Origin of the sequence: uncultured Campylobacter sp. (assembly GCF_938039245.1) — a bacterium.
Taxonomy (GTDB): domain Bacteria; phylum Campylobacterota; class Campylobacteria; order Campylobacterales; family Campylobacteraceae; genus Campylobacter_A.
Genome location: NZ_CALHVN010000010.1, coordinates 1 through 25,599, shown reverse-complemented (window position 1 = coordinate 25,599; position 25,599 = coordinate 1). Strand labels below are relative to the sequence as shown.

Sequence of the window (25,599 nt, the reverse complement as noted above, 5' to 3'; positions counted from 1 at the left end):
AATTACAGCAAAAATATATAAAATAGAAATTACATTAAAATTTTAAGTTTTCTAAAATAAATTCGGCTCTCTTACATAGTTTTTCTGTTCGTATTCCTTGCCCGCATCGTGGTCTTTTAGGAGTTTTACGACGACGGGACTTAGCGCGATGATGGCGATTAAATTCGGCAGTACCATAAGGCCGTTAAACATATCCGCTAGCTCCCAGACGAAATTTATCTTAAGCAAACTGCCTAAAAATATAAACCCGACGACCAAAATTTGCAAGACGCGCACGAATTTAGCACCGAAAAGATAGCGAACGTTTATCTCGGCAAAATAATACCACCCAAGTATCGTCGTAAACGCAAAGAAAAACAAGCAAACCGCCACAAAGCTATATCCGCCCGTATGCCCCAAAACATGCGAGGAAAAAGCCTCCTGAACGAGCGCGATACCCGTTAGCACGGCTTTGCCGTTTTCAAAACGTATCACGTCCGCGCTTAGCACGACAAAAACCGTAATATTTAGCACGATAAAGGTATCTACAAACACGCTCATTATGCCAAGTACGGCTTGATCGACCGGATGTTTGACGTTTGCCGCGGCGTGCGCGTGAGGGGTCGAGCCCATGCCGGCTTCGTTTGAAAACAGTCCGCGCGCGATACCGTATCTCATCGCCGTAGCTATCGTAGCTCCGGTCGCGCCGCCCCAGGCCGCTGAGGGGTTAAACGCCGCTTCAAATATGAGCGCGACGACGCTTGGGATTTTTTCGATATTAAACCCGATGATGACTAGCCCGACAGCGACATAAAGGATCGCCATTAGCGGCACGATCTTTTCTGCTACGCGCGCTATGGCCTTGACGCCGCCGATAAAAATCATGGCGCAAATCGCCGCTAAAAACAGCCCGCTAGCCCAGTTTGGGATACCAAACGCCCCTTTAAAGCCGTCCGAGATCGAGTTGGCCTGCACCATATTTCCCATAAATCCGAGTGCTAAAATGATCGCCAGCGCAAAAAATGCCGCCAGGGCTTTGGCGTAGCGGCTCTTTAGTCCGCGACTGATATAAAACGCAGGTCCGCCGATCACGTGGCCGCTATCGTCTTTGGAGCGGTAAATTTGCGCGAGGCAAATCTCGGCAAAATTCGTCGCCATGCCCAAAAACGCCGCGCACCACATCCAAAATATCGCACCCGGCCCGCCCATTATAAGCGCGGTCGTAGCGCCGACCAGATTGCCCGTGCCCACCTGCGCCGCGACGGCCGTAGCGACTGCTTGAAACGAGCTCATGCCCGATTTTCCCGCTGCCTCGCCATGCAGCGAAAAATTGCCGAACAGCCCGCAAAGCCCCGCTTTAAATTTAAAAATCTGCACGAAACGAAGCCTAATCGTGAAATAAAGCCCCGTACCGCAAAGCAGGGCGATGAGAAAATACGGCCCCCAAAGGAATGAATTTACGGAGCTTACGAGATCGGTGAGCATGGATTTTGCCTTTAAATATTTAAAATTTTTCAAGTATATTTAAAAAAAAATAAAATTAGAATAAATAAGAAAAATTTTTTAGCTTGGCTTAAAATTTTGTGCCGACTTTTGGCTTACTCGCGACAAGCGCGTTCTTGCTAGCTAGATTTTTACGGCAGATATTTTTGCACTCTAAGGCGTTTTTGATTGACAATTTTTAAATTTATCCTGCGATGACGGCTTAGCAGGTCTGAAATTTTTAAATTTTATACGCATTTTTAGGCGGCTTTTATGAGCGATTCGCCATTTTTATTGCGCGGACGTAGCACGGCAAAACGTATTTGGCTCTCGGTTTTGCCAAAAATTATCAAAAACGTTTAAAAGGCTTTGGCGCTAAATCGCTTTGGCGTCTTTGCCAAAATTGCCCGCCTTTTGCTTGATTAGGTTAAATTTACCGTTTTGCGCCGATTTTTGTAAGATTAGGCAAGCTAGCAATGCCTCGCGAACTGCCGGCGGGCTTGCTTTCGGGTTTAAATTTAACAGCAAATTTCAGCCCTACCGCACGAATTTAACGCTACCCTATAAGCTTAAAACCGCGTAAAATCCTTGACGGTCGCGTCAAGAACCGCACGCGAATAAAACAAATCATCGTCCTAAAAGCCTTGTTTCCAAAGCCCCCGCCATTTTCGTCGCTTTATGGCCATAATAGATATGTTTTGGGCTAGCATATCGGCAAAACTACCTAGCGGCGCAGCGTGACGGGCAGGGCGCACCCTCTATCTTTAAATTTGCGATGTACGCTAAATTTTGCTCTTTTATCTACGCTTCTTTTAATTTTACTCTTATGCTTGCCGTAAATTAAATTTGACGGAGTAAAGCCTAAATTTAGCCTTTTGATTTGATTTTTGCTAGCCACTCATCCAGCGTTTTTTCAAAGCCGATGCCGTTGCTCTCGTAAAATTTAAGCGGCTTTTCGAGGTATTTTTGCTCTACCCAGCCGCCAAAATCGTGCGGATACAGGTAATCTTTGGCCTCGGGCGCGGTGTTGATGAGATATGGCGGGATGGCTAGCGGCGGCTCGTTTTTTACATAGGCTAACGCGGCGTTTATGGCCTTGTAGCTGGAGTTTGACTTTGGCGAGTGAGCCAGATACATCGCGCACTGAGCGAGGATTATACGCGCTTCTGGAAAGCCGATCTTGCTAACGGCGGCAAGCGCGTTAGCGGCTAAATTTAATGCGTTAGGGTTTGCGTTGCCGATGTCCTCGCTGGCAAATATCGCCATCCTTCGCGCGATAAAATCAGCGCTCTCGCCCGCGTCGATAAGCCGCGCCAGATAGTACATGACGGCATTTTCGTCGCTACCGCGCAGGCTTTTTATAAATGCGCTCGCTAGCCCGTAATGCACGTCATCCTCGCTAACTCCTTCGCTAACGGCGTTAGCTCTTAGCGTTTTTAAATTCTCTAACGTTACCTCTTCGCCTAGACTCACGGCAAACTCGAGCAAATTTAAGAGTCCTCGTGCGTCTCCGCCGCTACTTTTTACGAGATAGGCCTTGGCATCGTCCGAGATGTCAAATTTGACTTCGCCTCTCACGCGCTCAAGCAGCTTTTCAAAGTCTTCGCTTGCAAGCGGTTTAAACTCAAATAGCATCGAGCGACTGCGGATACCCGAGCTTAGCGTGAAATACGGATTTTCCGTGCTGGCTCCGATGATGGCGGCGCGGTAGTTTTCCATCGGGATTAGCAGGGCTTCTTGCTGCGTTTTGCTGAGGCGGTGGATCTCGTCGATGAAAAATAGCGGCTTAGAAAGCGCGTTTTCGTGGTTTTTTAGGATTTTGCGAAACTCCTCGATCTTGAGATTTCCGCCGTCAAATTCGTAAAAATCATACTCCATCGACCGCGCGACGACGCGAGCAAAGCTCGTCTTGCCGCAGCCTGCGGGTCCGTAAAATATACTGTGCGGGATTTTTTTGTTTTCGATAAATTTTTTAAAAACGCCCACCAGCTCGCGCTGTCCGCAGATCTCGTCTAAGCTCGTCGGACGAAATTTCAAGGCGAAATTTTGCAAATTTGCTCCTTTTAAATTTTAAGACATTATAGTCAAATTTAAATTAAGAAGCGGATTTGCGGGAGTGGACGGGTTAAATTTAGCTCCGCGTCCGGGCTACTTTGTCGCGCTACGGCTAAATTTACCTTTTTTGGGTCTTTTAAACTAGACAAATACCGTGCCTGTGCCGATTTTAGCACCAAAAAAGAGCGCGAAGCCGAAAAAATAAATTTATTTTTAAATATTCGTTTTAAAAAAGAGGCTATAATGCCCGTCTATTTCAAACAAGGAGACATAATGAAAAAGTCATTATTAGTAGTTGCCGCTCTTGGCATAATGGGCGTTAGCGCGTCTGCGGCGGAGCTTTCGCCTTCATGCGAGGAGTATTTTAAACTAGTTGACGAGTTCGTCGAAAAAACAAAAGACAATCCGCAAATGGCGGCTATGAAATCGACTTACGAAGATCAAAAAAATCAATTTGCCGCGCTACCTAAAGATGCCCAAGAAGCGGCTTGCAAACCTGCTATCGATCAAATGAAGCAAGTTATCGCAACTCTACCTAAATGATTTTTCCCCTCCTTTTGGGGGGAAACCCCTTTAAAAACATACAATTTTTTATCTAATTTTTACCGAGCCAAATTCGCTAAATTTGCCCTTTTAGGTTTCGTAGCGGATGAGGCAAATTTAACCGATATTTTTACTCGTTTTTCAAAGCCGGCTTACCGAGCGGCATTTAAATTCGCTCCATTTAAGCCAAAAACGTAAATTTAAGGCTGAAATTTAGCCGATTTGCCGCGGGTTAGTCGCGAATAATCTTCGCCTTTGCCGTTATGCTCGCGATTTTTAGCTCGTAGATATTCATCGCCTTTAGCCCGTGAGCCGCGGCAACGTCAAAAGTTCGCATATACTTTGGCGTGTATTTTTCGCTAAGCAGGCGTAGCGCGCGCAGTCTCGCCGCCTCGTCCGTCACGGTATAAGCTTTAGTCTCTGCGATAGCGGATTTGTATTCTGTCGTAAAAACCTTCGCGCCAAGCGCCTTGCCGTCGTCTTTTATCGCGTCTAGCTGCTCGTCTGTTAGAACCGGCACCCGCGCATAGCTCACGCAAACCAGCGTCACGTTTCTGCCGTCATTTAGCAGCTTTGCCTTAGAGCCTGCGGGCGCGCCGTGCAAAAATACGCTCCCTTCCTCGCGCACGACCGAAATAGGCACGCTAAAAATTTCGCCCTCGTCCGTAATGCAAGAAATCGTCCCGTATTCGCACGCATCGATAATCTCAAGGCCTTCTTGCGCGGTTAGTTCTCTATCTTTTCGTCTCATTTTTCACCTTTAAATTTTTAGAAATTATAAAATTTAAACCCTAAAAAAGAGTATAATCAGGCAAAATTTAAAGGACGGCGATGAGAAAAATATTAATATTTTGCGCACTTAGCGCGCTAGCTTTGGGCGCTCAAAACGCGTGCGAAGAGTACGTGAAGCAAAGTAAAATTTATCTAAACGAGCTTTATGAAATGAAAGCCAAACAGCTAGAAAACGATCCGCAAGCCTTTAGGCTGTTTGAGCTTAAATTTAGCGAGCTGCAAAAGGCGCAAGCGGGGCAAGAGGCCTTAATCAAGCAAAACAGCGACGAAAAATTTTGCGAGCACGAATCGGTTCGGATAAAAAGCGCGCTAGAAGAGATAAAAGCGCAAAAGTAGGGCGAGTTTATGCCTTCTGAGCTTTAAACGGCAATATAAATTTGCTCGTTTGCCTAAATGTCCGGCCTAGTCGGATAAAGCGGCGGCTAGCTAGCAAAAACGTAAAATTCGGTATGCCGTAGCCGGCTGATTAGATAAAATTTATCTGCCGCTAAAATAGCCACGGCTAACAAAGTCCAAGCTAAATTTGTGTCTGGCATGGCTATGATTAAATTTATTTCGCTAACTTGCTTAGCTAGAGCTAAATTTTGCCGTCTTAAATTTCGGTGCGGGTGTTTAAAACCGCGTTTTGCGTCGCAGCGTTTTTGATATTTTACTGCAAATGCGGCTAAGCTAAATTATGCCGATGCGCCTTTGCGGCAAAATTTAGGGTTGCCTCTCACGGCGCCCGCAGCCTGTTTTGGCGGGAATTACCCGCGCGACCTTTGGGCAAAGGACTTGCGCGTCTATTTGGCGCCCTCTAGCCGCAATTTTTCTTTTTCCAGATATTTACCAACATATCTTTGCATCTGTTTGTCCGCGTCTTTTTGGGCGATTTTTTTCATCTGCAAAAACTCGCTGCTAAAGCCCGGAATTTTTAGCTTATATATAGCCTCTACCAGTCCAAACTGGGTAAATCCGTCGGCTCGCCAGATCTCTTTATCCGCGGCGACGTCTGCGATGTCGCTTTTTATTTTCATGATTTGTAGAATAAAGATAAAATCCATGCGGTTGCTTCTATATTTTTCCTGAAAAATGAACCCCTTAAAAAACAGCGCGAGCTTTTGGGATTTTCTTAGCTTCTCTTCTTTATCCAGTAGCGCGCCTAGCGCCCCGCACAGCGCGCTGTTGCAAACTTCAAACCAATACATCTCGTAGTTTTTATACGCATCGTTTACGGCGCGAAGATTTTTCAAAGAAAAATCAAACGCCTCCATTACGACCATGATCAGTCTATCCTCGTAGTCATCGGATTCGCAGACAAAATTTCGCACCAGGCTTTCGTATTCATGCATTTTATTAAATTTCTGCCTTAGCGCCATTGCTCTCCTTTTTTGTTTATCGCTTTAATACAAAGCCAAATCGCCGTCGCGCGTTACGAAAGAAGACTTGCTCATCAGCGCCTCAAAGCCAGGCTCTATCTGCGCGGTGCTGCTATCATCTAAATAATATCTCCAGATAGACATATCCCTTAAATCAAAAAATAACTCCACCCCGTCGCTAAGTCCGCCGAAGGTAAAAGTTTTATCAGGGTCTATAGTCGAGGATGAAATTTCGCTCGCTACGAACCGATACAGCTTGTGCGTTTTATCTATATCTTCAAAGAGCCTTGAAATGCCGTAAAAATTTATATCCTTCGTTTTTTGGACTCCAAATTCATTTACGCGGTAATCGTAGATAATATAGCTCTCAAAGCTGCCTAATATCTCCTTGTAAGCCTTTGGAAACGCTACGCCGTTTTCGGTCTCAAATAGAGCCAATAAGTCAAATTTATTCATAATTTTTCCTTGGGTTTTATTTTTAAATCTACTTTTACTCTATTTTTGTATTTGATTTTAAACAATCCTCTAATAATCCGAATTTATTACCTTCTAAAAGAATTCCGTCCAGATCTTCGATCATTAGTATAATAATATTTAAATCAGCATCAAACAGATAAATATCTCGCAAGTTGCCGCCCTTCGCATCTATCAATACGTTTATCCACTCGTCTCCCTTGCAAATTTCGGGTTTGGTTTTATCGAAATCTAAACCGATCCATGTTTTAGATAAAAATATTTTTGATCTTTTTAATAAATTTAAATCAATCCATTTTCTGTCTTTTATCGATAACCAAATCGGATGATTAGGGTTTGGCTCGGTACCGAATTTATAAGAAAAATAGTAGCGTAAATAATCGATTAAAGGTCGCCATAGTATTTTTTCGGCTAATAAATCAGATTTGTCCACAGTCTAGTCTTTCGTAGCGGCTTGCTCTGCAAATTTAATCAAATTTAACGTCGCTCGCCGTTAAGTATTGGCGTGCCTAGGCCGCGCTTAGCTTGGCGCCCTTTAATAATCCAAAAACATCGACGCTTCCGCATCGCCGTGTTTAATTATTTCAAAGCTTGGAAAAGACATTTGCAGTCCTCTGCCGTGTTCTTCATCTTTGGAAACGTCGAAATTTAAACCGAAGATAAACTCTTTTTGCGTTTCGTCCGTTAGGATATTTAGGCCGACGAGCCGCAAATCGACGTTGCCGTTAAATTCGTCTTTTATCTTTTTACGGCGAGCGGATACCATGTTGCCGATAGGTTTATGGGCCTGGCTACTTTGTCCTTTAGTTCTTGCGTCAAAGGGCGCGCCCCTTCCTCTAGCGGCAGCGATAAATCCGCCAAAATCGGCTTGTCGCTTTGAGGTATGTAAAACTCAAACATGCAAAGCTCGCTTAAAGCGATATCTTCGGGTTTCAAATTTATCTCCTAAAATTAATATTTATTTAACTAAGCGAAGTTTGGGTTAAATTTAGAGCATCGGTCAAATCGCCGAATTTGGCTCCTCATATAAGCAAGCTTTATAAATTTACGCAGGTCTGCGCCGCTAGGATTTAACCAGGCAAGGCGATTTTTGCCGTTAAATTCGGCAAATTTAAGCTCAAACCAAAATCCGGCGATTTTGATGCTAAATTTGATTAAAATCAGGGCAAAATTAATTTAAATTTCGCCCTAAAAAACGCGCGCCCTAAAGGCTAAATTTACTCCGCCGCTTCTTGCGCAAATTCCGCGATCTTTTCAGGCGTGAAGCCGAAGTATTCGAACAATGCGTCCGCCTTGCCGCTCTCGCCGAAGCTCTTCATCGAGTAGATTTCATCGGCGAATTTATACCACTCTAGCGCGCTTGCGGCTTCGACGGCGATGATTTTGGTTTGCGGATCTAAAATTTTATCCACGTACTCACGCGGCTGCTCACAAAGCAGGTCAAAGCACGGCGCGGAAACGACGTTTGCGCCGATACCGCGAGCGGATAAAATTTCAGCCGCTTTGACGCAGAGCTCCACTTCGCTACCGCTAGCTATTAGCGTGATTTTGGCGTTTTGCGCGCGTTTTAGCAGATACGCACCGTTTTCTACGCCGCCAAATTCGCCCTTTTCAAGCGGAGCTAGGCCTTGGCGGCTTAGCACGAAGGCGCTTGGAGCGCGTAAATTTAACGCCGCCTTCCAGCAAAGCGCGTTTTCGTTGCCATCAGCCGGGCGAAAGGTGTAGAAATTTGGCATCGCGCGTAGCGTGCTAAGCTGCTCAATAGGCTGATGCGTCGGGCCGTCCTCGCCCACGCCGATGCTGTCGTGCGTAAAGATAAAAAAGTGCCTAACGCTCATCAGCGAAGCGATGCGGGCGGCCGGTTTAAGATAGTCGCTAAATATAAAAAACGTCGCGCTAAACGGCAGGAAAAGCCCGTATCTAGCGATTGCGTTGTTTATCGCGGCCATAGCGTGCTCGCGGATGCCATAGTGGATGTTGCGTCCGTTAGGGAAGTCGCCCATGCCTTTTAGCTCGGTTTTGTTTGACGGCGCCAGATCAGCGCTACCGCCGATAAAGCCCGGAAGGGCGCGCGCGATCTCGTTCATGATGATGCCGTTGCTATCGCGCGTGGCTAGCTTTTTGCCGCTAAAATCAGGAAAATTTATCTTGCTAAAATCGGGATTTAACAGCGAATTTAGCATATTTTTGCTTTCAGAGCTTAGATTTTCTACTTTTTTGTTCCACTGAGCTTCGGCCAGGTCGCCCTTTTCTATCGCGGCGCGGAAGCGAATCAGCACGTCCTCGTCAACGGCAAATTTACGCTCAGGATCAAAGCCCGCCGCGATTTTAGCGGCCTTTATGATCTCCTCGCCAAGCGGCGCGCCGTGGCTGTGGTGACTACCCTCTAGCTCGCCCGCGCCCTTTGCTATACGGGTGTTTGCGATGATGAGATACGGGCGCTCCTTCTCCGAGGCTTGCTCGAGCGCAAACTCGATCTGATCGTAGTCGTGACCGTCGATACGCGCGACATCCCAGCCCTGAGCCTCGAACCTCGCCTTCACGTCCTCGCTCCAAGCAATACTCGTGTCGCCCTCGATCGTGATGTTGTTTGAGTCGTAAATCAGCACAAGGTTGTCTAGGTGCAGGTTGCCCGCGACCGCACAGGCCTCGTAGCTGATGCCCTCCTGCAAGTCTCCGTCGCCGCACAGGCAGTAAATTTTATGATCGATGACGGTATTTTCTGGTTCGTTTAGTAGATTAGCCGCATATTTTGCCGCCATAGCAAAGCCCACCGCGTTTGCCACGCCCTGTCCTAGAGGTCCGGTTGCTACTTCGACGCCTTTAGTGTGGATCTCTGGGTGACCCGGTGTTTTAGAGCCTAGCTGACGGAAGTTTTTTAGATCCTCGAGGCTAAGATCATAGCCGCTAAGATGCAAGAAGCTATACACGAGCGAGCTTGCGTGACCGCCGCTAAATACGAGCCTATCGCGGTTTAGCCAGTTTGGATTTTTAGGATTGTGATTTAGAAATTTAGCCAGCACGACCATGACGTCTGCTAGCCCCATCGGCGCGCCCGGATGCCCGCTGTTTGCCTGCTGCACCATATCCGCGCATAAAAACCTTATCGTATCCGCCATCTTTTTTAGCATTTTTTCTCCTTAGTTTTTATGCGATTATACGCAAATTCGGCTTAAATTTTACGCTTTTAACGCCGCCGTAAATTTTAAAAACTCGGCGAAATTTTCCTTTTCTCTTTTTAATTATTTAGCAACGGCTAGTTTGCCGGTGCCGGCGTTTTTATTTACCTCGTTTTGGACGCTTGAGGCTTTGAGGAGCTCAAATTTATATGGAGGCTCAAATGGCGGCTTGGTTAGCTTTTCGCAAACGCTGCCTTTTTTTGAAAGGTCTATGTTGCCGCTTTCAAAAATGGTGCCTTTGTTACACTTGTAGCTTATCTTGACGCCATTTGTAAAGTAGTTGTTTTGAGCGTATATTAGCGAGCCAAAGCGCACGCCAATGGCGTATTTTTGGTCATAAAAGCCATCTTTTGAGTCATAAAAGTTGTTATAGACGTGCACCTTTGCATTGCGTGCCATAGGTAGGCGTTGCGCGCAGTTGTCAAAAACGTTATGAGCGACCGTTATAGTCCTTGTTTCGCTGCTGCCATCAGAGTCTCTTGAGCCAATTAACATCGTTTTGTCATGGTTTTCAAAGATGTTGTGCGAGATCGTGATAGCCGCACTGTCTCCCTTGATGTCGCATAGTCCGTCGTAAGTCTGCCATTTGGTAAGCTCTCCGCCTGCTAAATGCACATGACTAAGCTCGACCGTGTCCTTAAAATGGCAGTGATCTACCCAGATGTTTTTGCTTGATTCTATGCTGACGCCGTCATATTGCGCATTAAAGCCGTCATTTTTTTGTACATCTGGAAATGGATCAAAAGCATCTTCGATCTTCATATTGCGGATCGCGATATTTTGGACATTTTTTAGCAAAAGCGAGCCACCTTTTATGCCTGAGTTTTCGCCTAAGCCGATTATCGTGGTATTGCTAGCTACCGGCACTACGATGAGCTTTTTCCATTCGTTAGCTAAATTTTTGCGAAGCGCTGCTAACTTTGGATCTTGCGAACCGTCTAAATTTGCACGGCATGAAGCGCCGTAAGCCTGCATAAATTTGGCATAAGAGCTAAACTCGCCACCGCTAATCTCACTTATAAATTTATCCAGCCCATCGCTATTGCCATTTTGTGGGATCTTGCCTTCGCTAAGGTCTATGAGCCCATCCACATAGATGACGTAACCACCCATTTGAGCGTATTTTACGAGCTCTTGCCTATCTTTTACGACGACTTCTTTGCTCTCTTTGCCGGCGTATCCGCCAAAATTTTGCTCTGCACCAATGCTAGCGTAACCAAAGGGCGAGTCGCTTGCTTTTATCTCGCCTGCTTGAGCTAGAACACCAAATGCAAATAACGAAGAAACGGCTAGAAACAATATCTTTTTAAACATCTTTAGCCTCCCAAATTTGGCTTTTTATTTTTGATCTTCTGTTAGAAAATCGCTGCCGAATTTTATTTTGGCTCATTAAATTTAGTGTAAGGCTTTTATAAATTTTTAGTAAAAGCGAAATTTAGCGGCGAGTACCTTGCAAAACGCGCAAACCACTTCGCTTACGCAAAGACGCGCCAGTTTTTAGCCGACAAAACCCGAATTTATTTTCCGCCAAAGCCAGCGCAGACGATGTTTTTTAGCGTTTGGGCTTGCTTGATTAGCGTTGCCTCATTAGCTTGCGCGCCGTGCGAGCCTTTTTTGTCCGAGGCGAGCGAGTTTTGCGGCGAAGAGTTTTCTTGCGAGCTAAAAATTTTGACGACTGCAAGCGAGATTTCGCCTTGCGTTCGCACGGCAAAAATTTGACGCGAGTCCTCGCCGCCAGGGCTTTCTACGCTTATCGCGCTTATCTTTTTGCCAGCGTAAAACGCCTCGCAGACGCCGCCTTGCGCCTCATAATCCGTTACTTTGACGGCGCCTTCTTTAAATTCGTAAATTTTGATCCGCCTTGACCTTCGCAGCTTCTCGTCGCCGCTCCACTCGCGCTTCCCCGCGTCCAGGCCTGCGACCGTAAACGCGCCGTCCTCGGCCTTATACATATCGCCCAGCATTACGGGCAGCTTTTTGCCCTCTTGCTTGGTTAGCGTAAAGCCGATCTTTTCGCCGTTTTTAAAAGACGCGCGAAACCGCTCGGAGAAAAACGCCGTGAAAAACGCGACCTCTTTTAGCGCGCCGTCCGTATCCTCGTATCTCGTCCAGTTTTCCTCGGGCACATCGATCAAAGCAACGTCCTTGTCCGCGCTAGGCCTTAGCCCTGCGCAACCGCAAAACGCCCAGACCGCGACCGCACCTAACAGCAAATTTTTCATATTTTTCCTTAAATTTACGCGCAAATCCGATCAAAAACGCGCCAAATTTACGCCCTAGCTTGCACCGTAAATTTTAAAAACTCGGCGAAATTTTCCTTTTTATCTTTTAGCTCAAACGGTATCTTATGCTCTTTTTCGCCGATTATTACGGCATCCTCTTTTACTTCGATCTGCGCACCCCTGATCTCGTCCCACGAGCTAAAAACGGGCTCTTCCATCAGCTCGCGGCTAATGAGTCCGCGCTCGTCTAGTATCACTCCGTAAGGCTTACCAAAAAGCGAGCGGTCAAGGCTGTGAAGTATCGGCGAGACGGGCTTAAAAACGCTAAGCGATTTTGATAGCAGCTTCGTCTCGTCAAGCGGCGTTTTTAGCGCTTCACCCAGCTCAAGCTCCAAAATTTTATCCGCGATCGTGCGCTCCTGGGCCTTAACGCCCTCCTCGAAAACCGCTCGCAAGACCGCTTTTAGCGCCCTTTTCATCGCCGCTTTCATCTCGTCCTCGATTTCAAATTTGCATTTTTCTAGCTCTTGCCACGCGAGATTTTCCAGCTCGTCAGGCGAATGCTCGCCTAGCCTAAACGCCGCGGCTACTTCGTCCGCGTTTGCGGCGGAGGCGTCAAATTTAACCAAAAGATGACGCTGCGTGAGTAAAAATCCTATGCTTCTTCGCACGATGCGCGTATGTACGCCGATAAAAGCGATCGGCGCGGCACCATAAAATTTAACCGTCCCGCCGTAATCCGCGCCTTCTTGCCGCCCTAGGCTTTTATCTAAAATTTGCCTCGTAGCTAGCGCGAAAACCTCGTTCGCATCGTCCCAAACGGGGTGCTTTGCACCTCCTAAAACCAAAACCTTTTGCGCGCTCTCGTCTAGCGACGCTAAAATTTGCTCTAAATTTCGCATATTTTCTCCTAAATTTTAGTTTTTTAGATACCTTTGCATTAGGGCGCAAATCATAGCCCCAAAGCGCAGCAAAAGCCTAAATTTAGCAAAGGTTAAATTTAACGCCCAAACGCCGACTAAATTTATTTTATCTTTTTGTATCTCCATTCGCGCTCTTGAGCTAGTTTAGGCTTGCCGCCCGCAAAAACGTATCTTTTATAAGCGGTCATCGCATGCTTGCTTTGCATATCAAAGGACATCAGCGAGCCGCCGTATACTACATCCTCGGCGAGTATATCGCTATCAAAAGTCGCCTCGATACGCTCTTTTTGCGCCCATCTTTTGCAGTTTGCGTCGCTAACTAGCTCGTAGACGTCGACGCTAACGTTATCGCCGCGCGTATCGTAGCCGTAAACTAGCTTTTTGTCGCCGTCTTTAGCACCGTATCGCTGCGTAAGCAAACGCTCGCCGAGCTTGTCGTAGACGTTGCGACTAGAAAACTCCTGCTTCCACTCTTTTTTCTCGTTATCCCACGAAAACGCCGCCGTCTCAAAGTCTGCGCCGCTAACTACGATCACGTCTTTGTAGCTGTTTTTCCACTCTTTTTTTTCGTTATCCCAGACCGAAGTTATCGTCACGTCCTTGCCGTTTGCGGCCTCGTGTCTAGACATCTGCGAGTTTTGCCATGCGCCGTCTACGTAGACGCTGCTTACGCGCTCGTATTTACCGCGAACGTCGCCTACAATGATCTCTTTTTGAGACGGTACCCACGCGCCGTTTTCAAACAGCGACCTTTCATAGCCTATAGGCTGCTCGTTTGCATCGTAGAGATAGAGCATTTTTTCTTTAGGCTGCCATTTTGCACCGTCCCAAACGCTATAAACGGTTAGCTCGTTTTGACCGCTTCTATTATAAGTGGCACGAGCGAGAGACGATTTTTGCCATTTGCCCGTTTTTAGTTCGTATCCGGTCTCTTCATATACGCCATTTGCGCGTTTTGAGACGGTTTTGCTAGCGTTTTTAACGCCTCGAACATAGCCCGTCGTCTCCTGCGTAGATACTCCGTTTTTAAGGCTTGCTTTATATTCGTTTATCTTGCGCCATTTTTCAGCCTTGAAGTCATAATCATAGGCGTAAAATTTAGCCAGCTCGCCGTCTTTGCCGAAGTAGCTTACTTCTTTGTATCTATTTTTGCCGCCGTCTTTTAGCTCGGACTCGGTAACGACCTGCGTTTTATGCTCTTTGGCGTCGTAAATTTGGCGCGTAACGTAGCTAAGAGCCGGCTCCTCGTATATCTTTTGCGAGGTGCTTTCAAGCGCGTATTCGTAGTCTTTGGCTAGAGCGCACGCGCAAAGCACGGCTAGCAACAAGGCCGTTTTTTTCATAGATTCTCCTTAAATAAATTTAAGCGATTATATAATTTTAAACATAAAAAACAAAGATGTGGCAAAAAGGCTAAATTTAATCGCCGCTCGCGCTAGAACGAGTTAAATTTCAAACGAGCCGGCGTAGCGCATTTAAAATTTTATCTGCTATAATACTCCAAAAAATTTAAAAGGCGAAAAATGATTCCATTTACCGACGAAGAGCTTTTAAAGCCCGTAAAAGCGAGCTTGCAAAAGGTTATGCCGATGCTTGAAAACGACGGCGGAGGCATGGAGCTGCTAGGTATCAAAAACGGCAAAATTTACGTCCGCCTCACTGGCCACTGCCACGGCTGCGCAGCTAGCACTACTACGCTAAAATACGGCATCGAGCGCCAGCTACGCACGGATATCCACCCCGAACTTAGCGTCGTAAATATCCCTATCGGCGAGGAAGTTAAATTTGACTGATTACAAAAAAGCGGGGCTAAGAGCGTTTAACAAGGGCGAATTTGACGCCGCCGCGAGCTATTTTTCGCTCGCCTATGACAAAAAGCCGGACGAAAAACTACTCTTTCTCATCACGCTTTGCTCGCTTGCTAAAACCCGCCGCGACGAGGCGATGACGCTTTTTGAGATATTTAAGCTAAAAGACAAATTAGGTATGAGTCCTACGGATTTGGACGAAATTTTGGGCGCGCTTGAGGCAAAAATCGACGAAGACGAGGATCACGAGGAGCAAAACGCCATTAGCTACGCCGACTTCATGGATGCGGTTAGGCGCGGCGGGTTTAAAAGCGTCTTTGAGGACATTATGTTTTCCACGCGCGTAATGATCGACAACCGCGACGATTTCCTCGAGTTTTTGCAAAATCTTATCAAAAACGACTTCATCGAAATGGGACTAAACTACATCGAAACCGCGGCCGTGATGTTTGCCGGCGACGAACGGCTAAGCGCTCTGGCTCGCGAAATCAACAAAAGGGCGCAGAATGAAAATTTACGTTAAAGAAGGCTTCGTCACTGACAACTCGAACGAATGTGAGGCGGGTTGCTATTTCGTTAAAACGGCGACAAATGCTAAATTTGAAGCCGATGCCCTGGCAAAGGGCGCAAAAGTAATAAATTTGAGCGAATGCAAACGACTGCTAGGCGTCGACGAGAACATCAAAATCATCGGCATTACGGGCACCAACGGCAAGACCACGACTGCGGCGGCTATCTGCGCTACGCTGCTAAATTTAGGCTACGGATGCGGTCTATGCGGTACTCGCGGCGCCTTTATAAACGGCGAACGCATAGACGACAAGGCGCTAACGACGAGCGAAATTTTACGCACGCTTAGCTATCTCAAAGCCGCTAGCGAGCGCGGCTGCGACTACTTCGTGATGGAGGTTAGCTCGCACGCCATCGCGCAAAAACGCATCGAGAGCCTATCCTTTGCGATGAAAATTTTTACGAATTTGACCCAAGACCATCTCGACTACCACGGTACGCTTGAAGAGTACGCGCGCGTAAAGAGCGAGTTTTTCGCAGACGACGCGCCAAAGCTCATAAACATAGACGACCGCGGCGGGATCAAATTTAACCCCGCAAACGCCTTAACATATGCGCTTCACGCTGACGCGGACTTCGCGCCCGCCGAGTATTCGCTAGAAGGCGGCATACGCGCGATGCTAAAAACCCCGCGCGGGCAAATGGCGCTAAGTTCAAATTTGCACGGCGAATTTAACCTCTACAACCTCATCGCGGCCGTCTCTTGCGTCGCGGCGCTGACGGATCGGCCGCTAGAGCAGATCGCGCGCGCCGCGGCAGAATTTGACGGCGTAGAGGGGCGTATGGAGGTCGTGAGCCGCGAACCGCTCGTGATCGTGGACTTCGCGCACACTCCGGACGGCATCGAAAAGGTGCTAAATGCATTGCGCCATCGCAAAATCGTCACGGTTTTTGGCGCCGGCGGCGACAGGGATCGCACAAAACGCCCTAAAATGGGCGCAATAGCACAAAAATACGCGTACAGGCTCGTCGTCACCAGCGACAATCCCCGCAGCGAAGAGCCAGAAAGCATCATCGCCGAGATCTGCGGCGGCATAGAGATGAACGAGAGCGTAAAATGCATCGCAAACCGCAAGGATGCGATAAAATACGCGCTTGAAAGCCTCGCACAGGATGAAATTTTGGTGATTTTAGGCAAGGGCGACGAAACCTATCAGGAGATCAAGGGCGTAAGATATCCATTTAGCGACAAAGAGGTCGTGCGCAAACTTTTAGGCAAATAAGCCCCGCCTGCTCGCGGTTTAACTCAAATCGCCGCAGATGGGCTTAAAATTTGATTTTAATAAATTTTACGCGTGCAGCTGCGACAGATTTGAGTTAAATTTGCGATTTTGTCTACGTATTTTTAAAATTTAACTAGAAATTTATCCGTTTTGACGTTAGAATTATCGCAGTTTTCGGGTCAAAAAACGCTTTGTGCCATTAAATTTACTCGGCTTTGTCTTTAAACGTTGCTTGCAAATTTACTAAATTTACCTATTTGCCAAAATACAAAAACTCCTTCTAAAACGGGAGCAAAAAGCACCGAATTTTGCCTCAAATAATGCCCGCAACCAGCACGCAAAAACGGCGCGCAGCAAAACCGCGTAAATTTGCCCGTAAAGGCCGAATTTATAGTATAATTTCGCAAAAATAAAAGGAAAATCGGATGAAAATCGAAATGCTCTCAAGCAAAATCCACCGCGCGCGCGTGACGGACGCCAACCTAAACTACGTGGGCTCCATCACAATCGGACCCGAGCTCATCGAAGCTGCGGGGCTTTGCGAGTACCAAAAAGTCGAGATCCTAAACGTCAATAACGGCGAGCGCTTCGCTACGTACGTGATCCGCGGCGAGAAAAAGGGCGAGATCTGCCTAAACGGCGCGGCCGCGCGCAAAGTCTGCGTCGGCGACGTCGTTATCATCGTGGCTTACGCGCTTCTTAGCGCCAAAAAAGCGAAAGATTTCAAACCAAAAATCGTGCAGGTAAACGAGCAAAACGAAATCGTAAAATAATTTACGCCCAAATTTGCCGTTTCTGCGATGAGGCGTTTAAATTTACGTTTTATGGCGCTGAGTCAAATTCGGGGTAAAATCTAAGCTAGCGAGCACGACGGTCATCTGCAAACGGATGAAAGGCGAACGCGCCGAATATCAATTTATTCAATTTTGCCGCCGTTTGGCGTTAAATTTTACGCGATCGGTAAAATTTGGCAAAAACTGGCAAAATTTTGCGCCTGAATTTAAAAGGATTCGCAAAATGATAGCGATTTATTTTAGCTCCACGGGCAACACGAAGCATTGCGTGGAGAGATTTATAGAGCGCCTGGGCGGCGATATCCCCGTGGTTTGACCTGAGACGAGGCCTGCAGCGAGCTGTTAAAGCGCCATGACGACGTCGTTTTCGCCTATCCTGTTTACTTTAGCGACCTGCCGCAGATCGTGCGCGAGTTTATTTGCAAAAACAGCGCGAATTTTCGCGGCAAAAACGTCTTTATCATCGCTACGATGGAGATTTTTAGCGGCGACGGAGCGGGTTGCTCGGCTAGGATACTAAGGCGAGCGGGCGCGAAGATAACGGGCGGCGCGCATATTAGAATGCCCGCGTTTATCCTCGACGTGGCGATTTTTAGCTATTCGGCGCAGAAAAACGAGCGCCTGATCAAGGAGGCAAACGCCAAGCTAGAGCGTGTCGCAAAGGCATTTGTCGCGGGCAATCCGCCGCAAGAGGGGCTAGGCATGCTATGCCGTATCGCCGGGCTTTTGGAGCAGCGGCTCTGGATGAAAATTTGGGACAAAACGCCCTTTGCCAGACGCAAACCGAGCCTAGATACGGCGCGGCGCAGCGGATGCGGCGAGTGCGCAAAATCCTGTCCGATGCAAAATATAAAAATCGAGCACGGTAAAGCAAGATTCGGCGAGTGTTGCACGATTTGCTATAGATGCGTAAACAAATGCAGGCAAAAGGCGATAACGATCCTCGGAAAGGTGAAAAATCTGGAAAAATCATGCCACGCCCCGTAAAAACGAGACTCGCGCGGGCCTTATGATATTATTTCGGGTTTCTTGCCGATTTCGCGGGCATGGCGCTTTAGCCTCTCGCTAGATACGGTCGGAAAAAGAAATCTCTTTTCGCGGCTCCACAAAACGCCCGTTTTTGCGTAGTCTTGCAGGGTTTCTTGTAGCTTTTGCGCCGCGCCGACCATACCGAATGAATTATACGCATATATTTCGCGTAAATTTTCCTCCTCGTCCAGCCTTTGTATAACGATCTCGTAGTCTAATGATTTATAAATATCTTTTAACCGCACAAGACTAACGAAAGGCGTATCTTTGCCGTCTTGCGAGGCAGACAAAAGATAGGCAAAAGGATGCAGGTAAACGCTCTCTATCCGTCTTGTGTTCGGCGCCACGGAGTCGCTTGCGGCTACGAAAAAATCCTTAAATTTATTCGCCGCGCAACTTTGTGTAAATAAAACGTCTATTTCGTTTAAATTTATACTTATGGTCTTTATTTGTTCGGTTTTTGTAAAAAATATATTAAAAAACTCAAAAAACGAATTCCCGCGATGCTGAGCAAACGAATACAAATTTTCTGCGATTTTGATAACATAAACGCTGTCTATATCGTAAATAAAATTTTTATTTAATTTTAACAAGCCATTCCTTTTTTATTTTGTCTAGGCGCCTTAGCCTTTGGCGATGCTATTTTGGCTTGATTATACCGTATTTGCGCGTCGTTTGGGCTTAGCGTTTTTGCGCCGGGCGCGCCGAATTTACCCGCAAAGTAGCTGGGGTCGCTAAAGTTTAGGCTCAGAGGAAAACCGTAAATTTGCTAAGATAAACCAAATTCGCTCCGCCGCCTACTGGCTAGCCCAGATACGCTTTTAGCTCCGCTATTTGCTGCTTAACCTCGGCTATGATTTCCGGCGAGTTTTCCCAAATTTCAAGGAAACCCCATGCCTCGTCAGGCGGGTCAATCATATTTTCCAAAATCGCAACGACTTTCCGGATAGTCGGTTTCAATTTATCTAAAAAATCTGACGGACACGCATACGGCGAGCCAAAGCAGGCCAAAACGTGCGCGGCAGCCCTGATCTCATCATAATTTTCGTTTCCCGGATCGAAATTCGCCACCGTACTTTCTATTAGGTCGAAATTTTTACTCTCCCAAAATCTCGCAAACCAGTCCGCAGCCTCGTCGTTTTCGTACGCTTTGTAGCCCCAGTCGCCCATTTTAGCCCCTTTTGATAAAATTTACCCTCAAATTTGACGGCTTTTCGGACTCAAATTTACCCGTCCATGCTCGTATCCGCCGCAAATTTCAAGGCGGGAACGAAACTTGCATTGCAGGCTTTAAATAAAGTAAATTTAGCTTAAATTGGCTAAAATAACGCGAAATTTGAAAGGATGTTTATGTTTGAGGGGATTGATTTTTCAAAAATGGGACAGATGCTCGAGGAGGCGCAAAAAAAGGTGCAAGAAATCGAGCAGGAGAGCCAAAAGCGCGAGTTTAGCGTAAAAAGCGGCGGCGGGCTCATTAGCGTCAGAGCAAATGGCAAGGGCGAGGTGCTTGATATCAGCATCGACGACAGCTTGCTAGAGGACAAGGAGAGCTTGCAGATCTTACTCATCAGCGCCGTAAACGACGTGCTAAAGATGATCGAGGACGACCGCAAAAACGCCGCGTCGAGGATGCTGGGCGGGTTTGCCGGCATGGGACTAGGGCAATGAAACGCGCAGCTTTCTCACGCCGCTTGGACGCGGTTTTGGGGCTCGCGCGAGCGAATTTGCCTTTGGGGAGAGGGCGAATTTGCGCCGCCGATAAACAAAACGGCTCGGTAAATTCGGGCTTAAATTCGGCTACCTTTGCGAGCCAAATTTGCGCCGCTTGTGCCGTAAAGAGCGCGGTAAATTTGAGCTCAAACTCGTGCGCACGCTCGGTAAAATTTGACGCTTCTTTAAATCCGCGCAAAATTTTGCAAAAAACCGGTCTAGATGCCAAAACGGCGACGAATTTGACGGCGAATTTAGCTCGCAAAATTTGCTCTCCGCTTTTTGCGGTTTTTATGGTTTGCGCTCTTGGTGCGTCGCTTAGAGCCGAGCCGCGCCCGACGCAGGATGATTTTAACGCTTGCTTTGAAAAAAACCTGCCTGCTATGGTAAACGTCGCGGGTAACGGCGGTATCGCGATCACGCCCAATTTAATCGCCGTGCCTAAAGGCGAAATCCCCGTGAAAAACTACGTCAAATTTGACCCGTATCTTGGCCTCTATCTGGTCGCCTCGGACGCCAAACTCGAGCCCGTAAAGATGGCTGAGGATAACGCGACGAAAAAAAGCGACTGGGTCAGCGTCACGCACGATCTAAACGCGACCGTCTACGGCCACGTAAAGGCGCAGGCGCAGGCGCTAGGCGAGCTGGACGCGCTCACGTTTGACGTAAACGGCACTGGCGCCGTGCTAAGTCCCTGCTGCAAACTGCGCGGTATCGCCGTGGGCGGGGATAAATTTGTCCCGAGCCGCTATCTAAGGCACTTTGCGGCGTATAAAGACGTGTACTACGGCGACGTGGGCGCTGTTTTTGAGGAGCGAGACGGCAAACTCTACGTAAAAGGAGTCGATCCGCTCGGACGCGGCGCGGCGCTGATGGCAGGGGATGAAATTTTAAGCGTAAACGGCGAGAAAATGCAGAGCTTGCGCGAGCTAAACGAGAGAATTTTGTTCGCCGCAAAGGGCGAGCGACTCAAATTTGAGATAAGGCGCGGCGAAGACGTCGTAAAATTTAGCGTCGCGGTTTCAGACGAGGTAAAAAAAGAACAAAAAACCGCGCCTAAAACGGACGAAAATATCACAAAAGTAGCCCCAAAACCGCAGCCCGCGCCAAATACGGACGCCTCTAGTGTGCGAAAGCTCTACGGACTGACGTTTGACGAAAAACTAAGAGTAAAAAGCGTGGACGGGGAGTCGGATGCGGCGAGGTTTGGGCTCAGAGTCGGCGACAAGCTAATACAAGTAGGCGCTAAAGTCGTGAAAAATCGCAAAGAAGCCCTTGCGCTCATAGCTAAAAATCGAGGACAACGCTTGCTTTTTAGGCGAGACGGCTTTGACTTTTTTTACAACGCGCGGTAGGTTCTAGGCGTTTTTGGGCGGCCGCGGCGCTAGGTTTGCTTGTTTTGCGGCGCTAGATTCGGACGCAAATTTAGCTTTTTGAGTCGCTTTTTCGTTTGTTTAGCAAAAAAGATTCGGCGCTAGATTCGTCAGGCTTTGCGGTACTCTAAGCCCCCTCGCGTCAAGGCTAGCTTGTTTTGGGCGTGCTTAATTTTTGCGCGTTAAGACCGCCGAGCTTTAAGTGTAAGACGGCTTTTTCGGGCGTAAATTTAAGCTTTTTGTGCCGCGGCTCAATCTAGCGGCAAGGCGATTGCCTTTAAATTTAGCTTGCCACGAAACGGACGACCTGCTCGCTTGCGGCGTAAAATCGCAGCTTTTGGAGGCGGTTACGCAACCTTGCAAAATACGTAAATTTAGAGCAAGCAAGGATTTGTTCGGCGGTTAGAGCGATTTGGGATCTGCCTTTATCAAACAAAAACAAAACGGAGAAAAAATGCAAAATTATAAAAACTCGAAGGAAAGATTAAACGCGCGAATTTACGCGGAAAATAAATCTTTAAAATCAAATTTCGCTCGCTTTAAAACATTGCTGCAAAGCTCAAGTTTGGCGCGGATTTTTAGCGTAAATTCGGACGGAAATTTACCAAGCGCGCTCAGCCTGATTTTACCGCGTAAATTTAACGAGGCCAAAGCTCCTAAATCGTCCAAAAACTATCTAAAGCGCGCGACTTTTTCGGAAATGAAAGTTTCAAATTTAGCCTGCGAAAACGGTGGAAGCCTTGCGCGAAATCAGGCTCTTGGCTTGTCGCTTGCAAAGCCGGCGATATTTCAAAAATTTAGCGCCGAGCAAAAGCGAAATTTAGCGCAGATATTGCCTAGCGGCGAAAAGACGCGGGTTTATACAAATGACGCTCCAGGCCTAAATTTGCCGCAAGAAATGTCTAATCCGGCTAACGAAAAAGGGCTAAATTTAAGCAAGTCGCGAGGGCCGCTGACGGATCAAAATCAAGCGCAAAGCTTGCGCGCGAGCTCGTCTCAAAATCAGCCTCAAATTTTAAACGCGAACGAAACTAAAATAAAATCCGAAAGCCCGAGAAACCTAGCAAATTTGATCTCGTTAAACGCGGCAAAAGGCTTGTGTTTTACCTCGGGCTCAAATTTGCAACAAACAGCGCCGAGCGTCGCCGATCAGGACGCGCTTTTAGCCGAGTTTAAGGCGTTTTTGAGCGCGCATTTACCGAGCTCGCCTAGCTTTCATCCGTGCTTTGACGAGGCGCTTTCATACACGCTAAAATCAGGCGGCAAGCACTTTCGCGCGATGCTAGTCGCAGGCGTCGTAGCGGCGGTGAGCCCCGAGCGCAAAGAGGCGGCGTTTCACGTCGCGCTGGCATTTGAGACGATGCACAGCTACTCGCTCATCCACGACGATCTGCCCGCGATGGACGACTCGGATCTGCGCCGCGGACAGCCTAGTTTGCACGTCAAATTTGACGAAGTTACGGCGATCCTAGCGGGCGACGCGCTAAACACTCATGCCTTTTATCAGATAGCAAGGGCTCCGCTGGATGCGGACGCGCGCATAAAATGCGTCGAGATCCTAAGCCGAAACGCAGGCATCTACGGTATGGCGCTGGGGCAGGCGGTGGACTGTTATTTCGAGAACCAAAAACTAGGGCTTGAAGAGCTAAAATTTCTGCATATCCACAAGACCGCGCGCCTCATCGCGGCGAGTTTGCAGGCAGGCTGCGTCGTGGCGGGACTAGACGAGACGGAGGCTGCTTGCATATACGACATTGGGCTTGATCTGGGGCTGGCGTTTCAGATCGCAGACGACATCATCGACGCGACGCAAAGCGCCGAAACGGCGGGCAAACCGACGCATAACGACGGAGCAAAAAACTCCTTTACCAACCTTCTTGGCGTAGAGGGCGCGGTGCAGGCTAAAAACGAGCTCATCGCAAAGATAGAGCGCGAGCTAGGCGGTGTGCATGCGGGCATACGCGCTATCGTGACGGGCCTCATTGACAAACATTTGCGATAAATTTGATTAAATTTTCCTCGGATATAATCTTAAATATTGATTTAATATAGATTAGCCGATATTTTAACTGTTTACCGTTAGATTTTGTTTATCACCTTGTGCCGGTTTAAACTATCAAGCTTTACGGTTCGTCAAATTTGCAACCGTTTTTATGCGTTTATAGTAAATTTGACTCCTTTTTACTCGCGGGTTTTTTAAGTGGGTAATTACGCACCGCGTTCGTATCGCTATCAAATCCGCCGCCTTAGTTTTTAGCGCATATTTAAATTTTGCGCGCTAAAATTGTAAACATTTACCGCCGGTACTTAAATTTAGCTGGATTTCACATCTTGAATAATCAAAATTTGAAGATAAATTAAATATTTGCGTTAAAGGCTCGCACTTATTTCGCGTAAATTTTTAATTCTGTTGGTGGGTTTTACCGGATTGCGACTTATTTGGCCATATAAATTCAAAAAGACGTGTGCTAAAATTAAACAAATGCGTATATTTTACGTTAAATTTATCGTCCATTCTAGTTGGATAAATCTTAAATTAATCTCTATTTTTTACTGATCGCAAGGCTTAAGACTAAGGTGCAAACAGTATAAAATCTCACATGAAATGCGACCAAATTAATACATGGCTCAAAATCGCTTCGTTTGAAGTTATGAAGTTAAATTTAGCACATAAATTTAATAAAAATGCGGATGGGCAAGCGTTTGACTCCAAGATCGGTTAATTCAAGCACTTGTAAACCCACTCAAAACGTCAAGCTAAAATATGTCGCACTACCTTAACGCGACGTATATAAACGTTATCCGCACGCTGCGAAGATAGCTTGCTAGATAGATAAATACGTACTTTAGACGTATAAAAGCAAGCTTTTCAAGGCCGTAGGCGTCTCAAAATGGTATACGTTGTTATATTTGCTTTTGCCTAAGATATCGATACTATTTATGAGTTATTTAAAATATGGCGACTTTGATAAATCAGCTAGCTGGTTTTACGGAGCGTCGTTACAAACGGCTTACCGGAAGCAAATTTTAAAAAGACATAGAACTTCATCATCCATTCTAAACTAATTTTAGATACCCAAGACTTAAAGGGCTAGAGGATTTGAGCCAAGGAAGATAACCGCGGCATTTTAGTCACTCTAGCTAGCGTGATATGGATTTTCTAGGGAATTTGAGACAGGGAAAGTGACCACAGCGAGCCTAAATATGCGTTTAACATTTTATCGTTGGCTATAGTTACGTTAAAGACGACGCAATCTTCTTTATTTAGGTTTTTATATACCAGAATTTAACGTAGGCAAGATGCATGAATCGCTCCACTGTAAATTTTATGCGCAAAATTCTTGACTTAAATCTATTATTTATTTAAAAGTCGTTGTATACCTTACCCAATAAGCCAATGCAACAGAAACCTAAATCTGGCAAAACAAAATATATTTATCCTAAATTCTAAAAAATAAAGGTATAAAATGCCTAAGAACAATAAAATGCAGAACAGAAAAGATATATTTTAGTAATATAGTGGCCGGGAGATAGGGATTCGAACCCCAGGAGGCTTTCACACCTCAACGGTTTTCAAGACCGCCGCTTTCGACCGCTCAGCCATCTCCCGTAAAAATATTTCGGCTAATTATAGCCAAATTTATTCGGTTTTTTCCTTAACATAGGAAGCGCCTTTATTGACTTTCTCCTTTGACCACTCAACGGCATTATTCGTATCCTCTTTGACGCCGTGCCATGTATTTGAGCAACCGACCATAAAAAAAGTAGCAGATAATAGCATTAGCAAATAACGCATTTTCTCTCCTTAAATTTTGGAGGCGACACCCGGATTCGAACCGGGGATCAAAGCTTTGCAGGCTCATGCCTTACCACTTGGCTATGTCGCCTAAAAGTCAATGGTGCCCGAAACCGGACTTGAACCGGTACGGTAAAAAATACCGAGGGATTTTAAGTCCCTTGCGTCTACCATTCCGCCACCCGGGCAAAAATTCCCTAAATTTAAAACCGATGGAGCGGGAAACGAGATTCGAACTCGCGACCCCAACCTTGGCAAGGTTGTGCTCTACCCCTGAGCTATTCCCGCA

Annotated in this window: 27 protein-coding genes and 4 tRNA genes; 10 read left to right on the top strand and 21 right to left on the bottom strand. The window is 46.8% G+C overall.

Annotated elements, in window-relative coordinates; translation table 11 throughout:
- Positions 1 to 51 precede the first annotated feature (51 nt).
- Positions 52 to 1,464 (bottom strand): sodium:alanine symporter family protein, encoded by a 1,413-nt coding sequence (locus Q0218_RS02060; RefSeq protein ID WP_297965784.1) that lies wholly within the window; start codon positions 1,462 to 1,464, stop codon positions 52 to 54.
- A gap of 864 nt (positions 1,465 to 2,328) precedes the next feature.
- The gene (locus Q0218_RS02055; protein WP_297965782.1) at positions 2,329 to 3,513 is read right to left on the bottom strand and encodes a replication-associated recombination protein A; all 1,185 of its coding nucleotides are present in this window, start codon (positions 3,511 to 3,513) and stop codon (positions 2,329 to 2,331) included.
- Positions 3,514 to 3,789: 276 nt separating this feature from the next.
- Here Q0218_RS02055 and Q0218_RS02050 point away from each other — a divergent pair, with 276 nt between their 5' ends.
- Positions 3,790 to 4,059, top strand: coding sequence for a DUF5339 domain-containing protein (locus Q0218_RS02050; RefSeq protein ID WP_297965780.1), 270 nt, complete (start codon positions 3,790 to 3,792; stop codon positions 4,057 to 4,059).
- A gap of 232 nt (positions 4,060 to 4,291) precedes the next feature.
- Here Q0218_RS02050 and Q0218_RS02045 read toward each other — a convergent pair whose 3' ends face one another.
- A complete protein-coding gene (locus Q0218_RS02045) occupies positions 4,292 to 4,810 on the bottom strand; it encodes a pyridoxamine 5'-phosphate oxidase family protein (protein WP_297965778.1) in 519 nt (172 codons plus the stop codon).
- A gap of 80 nt (positions 4,811 to 4,890) precedes the next feature.
- Here Q0218_RS02045 and Q0218_RS02040 point away from each other — a divergent pair, with 80 nt between their 5' ends.
- On the top strand, positions 4,891 to 5,187 hold the full coding sequence (locus tag Q0218_RS02040) for a hypothetical protein (protein WP_297965776.1): 297 nt from the start codon (positions 4,891 to 4,893) through the stop codon (positions 5,185 to 5,187).
- Positions 5,188 to 5,633: 446 nt separating this feature from the next.
- On the opposite strand, the gene Q0218_RS02035 is transcribed toward Q0218_RS02040, so the two are convergent.
- The 11 genes from Q0218_RS02035 to Q0218_RS01985 all read right to left on the bottom strand — a co-directional run bounded on the left by Q0218_RS02035 (position 5,634) and on the right by Q0218_RS01985 (position 14,350).
- On the bottom strand, positions 5,634 to 6,209 hold the full coding sequence (locus Q0218_RS02035; RefSeq protein ID WP_297965774.1) for a hypothetical protein: 576 nt from the start codon (positions 6,207 to 6,209) through the stop codon (positions 5,634 to 5,636).
- Between the two features lie 24 nt (positions 6,210 to 6,233).
- Positions 6,234 to 6,665 (bottom strand): hypothetical protein, encoded by a 432-nt coding sequence (locus Q0218_RS02030; RefSeq protein WP_297965772.1) that lies wholly within the window; start codon positions 6,663 to 6,665, stop codon positions 6,234 to 6,236.
- Between the two features lie 34 nt (positions 6,666 to 6,699).
- Positions 6,700 to 7,116: a hypothetical protein gene (locus tag Q0218_RS02025; RefSeq protein ID WP_297965770.1), complete on the bottom strand. Its 417-nt coding sequence runs from the start codon at positions 7,114 to 7,116 to the stop codon at positions 6,700 to 6,702.
- A 102-nt stretch (positions 7,117 to 7,218) separates the two neighbouring features.
- Positions 7,219 to 7,449, bottom strand: a complete 231-nt coding sequence (locus Q0218_RS02020; RefSeq protein WP_297965768.1) for a hypothetical protein — start codon at positions 7,447 to 7,449, stop codon at positions 7,219 to 7,221.
- Complete coding sequence (locus Q0218_RS02015) at positions 7,422 to 7,619, bottom strand: hypothetical protein (RefSeq protein ID WP_297965766.1); 198 nt, start codon at positions 7,617 to 7,619, stop codon at positions 7,422 to 7,424. The genes Q0218_RS02020 and Q0218_RS02015 overlap by 28 nt, the downstream gene beginning before the upstream one ends.
- A 281-nt stretch (positions 7,620 to 7,900) precedes the next feature.
- Positions 7,901 to 9,814 carry a transketolase gene (gene tkt, locus Q0218_RS02010; protein ID WP_297965764.1) on the bottom strand — a complete coding sequence of 638 codons (1,914 nt, stop codon included), beginning with the start codon at positions 9,812 to 9,814 and terminating at the stop codon, positions 7,901 to 7,903.
- Between the two features lie 111 nt (positions 9,815 to 9,925).
- Positions 9,926 to 11,176 carry a polysaccharide lyase family 1 protein gene (locus tag Q0218_RS02005; protein ID WP_297965762.1) on the bottom strand — a complete coding sequence of 417 codons (1,251 nt, stop codon included), beginning with the start codon at positions 11,174 to 11,176 and terminating at the stop codon, positions 9,926 to 9,928.
- 203 nt (positions 11,177 to 11,379) lie between these two features.
- Positions 11,380 to 12,084 carry a hypothetical protein gene (locus tag Q0218_RS02000; RefSeq protein ID WP_297965759.1) on the bottom strand — a complete coding sequence of 235 codons (705 nt, stop codon included), beginning with the start codon at positions 12,082 to 12,084 and terminating at the stop codon, positions 11,380 to 11,382.
- Positions 12,085 to 12,131: 47 nt separating this feature from the next.
- Entirely contained in the window at positions 12,132 to 12,986 is an 855-nt protein-coding gene (locus Q0218_RS01995) for a hypothetical protein (RefSeq protein WP_297965758.1), read from the bottom strand.
- Between the two features lie 15 nt (positions 12,987 to 13,001).
- Positions 13,002 to 13,133: a hypothetical protein gene (locus Q0218_RS01990; protein ID WP_297965756.1), complete on the bottom strand. Its 132-nt coding sequence runs from the start codon at positions 13,131 to 13,133 to the stop codon at positions 13,002 to 13,004.
- Positions 13,109 to 14,350 carry a hypothetical protein gene (locus tag Q0218_RS01985; protein ID WP_297965754.1) on the bottom strand — a complete coding sequence of 414 codons (1,242 nt, stop codon included), beginning with the start codon at positions 14,348 to 14,350 and terminating at the stop codon, positions 13,109 to 13,111. The genes Q0218_RS01990 and Q0218_RS01985 overlap by 25 nt, the downstream gene beginning before the upstream one ends.
- Positions 14,351 to 14,530: 180 nt before the next feature.
- Between Q0218_RS01985 and Q0218_RS01980 the strand changes: the two genes are divergently transcribed.
- The 5 genes from Q0218_RS01980 (at position 14,531) to Q0218_RS01960 (ending at position 18,389) form a co-directional block, all read left to right on the top strand.
- On the top strand, positions 14,531 to 14,800 hold the full coding sequence (locus Q0218_RS01980; protein WP_295141213.1) for a NifU family protein: 270 nt from the start codon (positions 14,531 to 14,533) through the stop codon (positions 14,798 to 14,800).
- The gene (locus Q0218_RS01975) at positions 14,793 to 15,338 is read left to right on the top strand and encodes a histidine kinase (RefSeq protein WP_297965752.1); all 546 of its coding nucleotides are present in this window, start codon (positions 14,793 to 14,795) and stop codon (positions 15,336 to 15,338) included. The genes Q0218_RS01980 and Q0218_RS01975 overlap by 8 nt, the downstream gene beginning before the upstream one ends.
- Complete coding sequence (locus Q0218_RS01970; protein WP_297965750.1) at positions 15,322 to 16,608, top strand: UDP-N-acetylmuramoyl-L-alanyl-D-glutamate--2,6-diaminopimelate ligase; 1,287 nt, start codon at positions 15,322 to 15,324, stop codon at positions 16,606 to 16,608. Before Q0218_RS01975 ends, Q0218_RS01970 begins: the two co-directional genes overlap by 17 nt.
- Before the next feature lie 425 nt (positions 16,609 to 17,033).
- Entirely contained in the window at positions 17,034 to 17,381 is a 348-nt protein-coding gene (panD, locus tag Q0218_RS01965; protein ID WP_297965748.1) for an aspartate 1-decarboxylase, read from the top strand.
- Between the two features lie 360 nt (positions 17,382 to 17,741).
- Entirely contained in the window at positions 17,742 to 18,389 is a 648-nt protein-coding gene (locus Q0218_RS01960) for an EFR1 family ferrodoxin (RefSeq protein ID WP_366517406.1), read from the top strand.
- A gap of 20 nt (positions 18,390 to 18,409) precedes the next feature.
- Here Q0218_RS01960 and Q0218_RS01955 read toward each other — a convergent pair whose 3' ends face one another.
- On the bottom strand, positions 18,410 to 19,024 hold the full coding sequence (locus tag Q0218_RS01955; protein WP_297965746.1) for a hypothetical protein: 615 nt from the start codon (positions 19,022 to 19,024) through the stop codon (positions 18,410 to 18,412).
- Positions 19,025 to 19,235: 211 nt separating this feature from the next.
- A complete protein-coding gene (locus tag Q0218_RS01950) occupies positions 19,236 to 19,601 on the bottom strand; it encodes a DUF4259 domain-containing protein (protein ID WP_297965744.1) in 366 nt (121 codons plus the stop codon).
- A gap of 180 nt (positions 19,602 to 19,781) precedes the next feature.
- Between Q0218_RS01950 and Q0218_RS01945 the strand changes: the two genes are divergently transcribed.
- From Q0218_RS01945 to Q0218_RS01935, 3 genes are all read left to right on the top strand, one after another.
- Entirely contained in the window at positions 19,782 to 20,099 is a 318-nt protein-coding gene (locus tag Q0218_RS01945) for a YbaB/EbfC family nucleoid-associated protein (protein ID WP_297965742.1), read from the top strand.
- On the top strand, positions 20,096 to 21,496 hold the full coding sequence (locus tag Q0218_RS01940) for a PDZ domain-containing protein (RefSeq protein WP_297965741.1): 1,401 nt from the start codon (positions 20,096 to 20,098) through the stop codon (positions 21,494 to 21,496). The genes Q0218_RS01945 and Q0218_RS01940 overlap by 4 nt, the downstream gene beginning before the upstream one ends.
- Positions 21,497 to 21,968: 472 nt before the next feature.
- A complete protein-coding gene (locus tag Q0218_RS01935) occupies positions 21,969 to 23,516 on the top strand; it encodes a polyprenyl synthetase family protein (RefSeq protein WP_297965739.1) in 1,548 nt (515 codons plus the stop codon).
- A 1,518-nt stretch (positions 23,517 to 25,034) separates the two neighbouring features.
- On the opposite strand, the gene Q0218_RS01930 is transcribed toward Q0218_RS01935, so the two are convergent.
- The 5 genes from Q0218_RS01930 to Q0218_RS01910 all read right to left on the bottom strand — a co-directional run bounded on the left by Q0218_RS01930 (position 25,035) and on the right by Q0218_RS01910 (position 25,598).
- Positions 25,035 to 25,124, bottom strand: a tRNA-Ser gene (locus Q0218_RS01930).
- A 30-nt stretch (positions 25,125 to 25,154) separates the two neighbouring features.
- Positions 25,155 to 25,310, bottom strand: a complete 156-nt coding sequence (locus Q0218_RS01925) for a hypothetical protein (protein WP_297965737.1) — start codon at positions 25,308 to 25,310, stop codon at positions 25,155 to 25,157.
- 17 nt (positions 25,311 to 25,327) lie between these two features.
- Positions 25,328 to 25,401 (bottom strand) — tRNA-Cys (locus Q0218_RS01920).
- A 10-nt stretch (positions 25,402 to 25,411) separates the two neighbouring features.
- Positions 25,412 to 25,498 (bottom strand) — tRNA-Leu (locus Q0218_RS01915).
- Between the two features lie 25 nt (positions 25,499 to 25,523).
- Positions 25,524 to 25,598: transfer RNA gene (locus Q0218_RS01910), tRNA-Gly, on the bottom strand.
- Between the last annotated feature and the right edge of the window lies 1 nt (position 25,599).

Excerpts from the sequence above, each read along its gene's own strand:
- Q0218_RS02060 (WP_297965784.1), bottom strand. The coding sequence starts at position 1,464 with ATGCTCACCGATCTCGTAAGCTCCGTAAATTCATTCCTTTGGGGGCCG.
- Q0218_RS02050 (WP_297965780.1), top strand. The coding sequence starts at position 3,790 with ATGAAAAAGTCATTATTAGTAGTTGCCGCTCTTGGCATAATGGGCGTT.
- Q0218_RS02045 (WP_297965778.1), bottom strand. The coding sequence starts at position 4,810 with ATGAGACGAAAAGATAGAGAACTAACCGCGCAAGAAGGCCTTGAGATT.
- Q0218_RS02040 (WP_297965776.1), top strand. The coding sequence starts at position 4,891 with ATGAGAAAAATATTAATATTTTGCGCACTTAGCGCGCTAGCTTTGGGC.
- Q0218_RS02035 (WP_297965774.1), bottom strand. The coding sequence starts at position 6,209 with ATGGCGCTAAGGCAGAAATTTAATAAAATGCATGAATACGAAAGCCTG.
- Q0218_RS02030 (WP_297965772.1), bottom strand. The coding sequence starts at position 6,665 with ATGAATAAATTTGACTTATTGGCTCTATTTGAGACCGAAAACGGCGTA.
- Q0218_RS02020 (WP_297965768.1), bottom strand. The coding sequence starts at position 7,449 with ATGGTATCCGCTCGCCGTAAAAAGATAAAAGACGAATTTAACGGCAAC.
- tkt (WP_297965764.1), bottom strand. The coding sequence starts at position 9,814 with ATGCTAAAAAAGATGGCGGATACGATAAGGTTTTTATGCGCGGATATG.
- Q0218_RS02005 (WP_297965762.1), bottom strand. The coding sequence starts at position 11,176 with ATGTTTAAAAAGATATTGTTTCTAGCCGTTTCTTCGTTATTTGCATTT.
- Q0218_RS02000 (WP_297965759.1), bottom strand. The coding sequence starts at position 12,084 with ATGAAAAATTTGCTGTTAGGTGCGGTCGCGGTCTGGGCGTTTTGCGGT.
- Q0218_RS01995 (WP_297965758.1), bottom strand. The coding sequence starts at position 12,986 with ATGCGAAATTTAGAGCAAATTTTAGCGTCGCTAGACGAGAGCGCGCAA.
- Q0218_RS01990 (WP_297965756.1), bottom strand. The coding sequence starts at position 13,133 with ATGGAGATACAAAAAGATAAAATAAATTTAGTCGGCGTTTGGGCGTTA.
- Q0218_RS01985 (WP_297965754.1), bottom strand. The coding sequence starts at position 14,350 with ATGAAAAAAACGGCCTTGTTGCTAGCCGTGCTTTGCGCGTGCGCTCTA.
- Q0218_RS01980 (WP_295141213.1), top strand. The coding sequence starts at position 14,531 with ATGATTCCATTTACCGACGAAGAGCTTTTAAAGCCCGTAAAAGCGAGC.
- Q0218_RS01970 (WP_297965750.1), top strand. The coding sequence starts at position 15,322 with ATGAAAATTTACGTTAAAGAAGGCTTCGTCACTGACAACTCGAACGAA.
- panD (WP_297965748.1), top strand. The coding sequence starts at position 17,034 with ATGAAAATCGAAATGCTCTCAAGCAAAATCCACCGCGCGCGCGTGACG.
- Q0218_RS01950 (WP_297965744.1), bottom strand. The coding sequence starts at position 19,601 with ATGGGCGACTGGGGCTACAAAGCGTACGAAAACGACGAGGCTGCGGAC.
- Q0218_RS01945 (WP_297965742.1), top strand. The coding sequence starts at position 19,782 with ATGTTTGAGGGGATTGATTTTTCAAAAATGGGACAGATGCTCGAGGAG.
- Q0218_RS01940 (WP_297965741.1), top strand. The coding sequence starts at position 20,096 with ATGAAACGCGCAGCTTTCTCACGCCGCTTGGACGCGGTTTTGGGGCTC.
- Q0218_RS01935 (WP_297965739.1), top strand. The coding sequence starts at position 21,969 with ATGCAAAATTATAAAAACTCGAAGGAAAGATTAAACGCGCGAATTTAC.
- Q0218_RS01925 (WP_297965737.1), bottom strand. The coding sequence starts at position 25,310 with ATGCGTTATTTGCTAATGCTATTATCTGCTACTTTTTTTATGGTCGGT.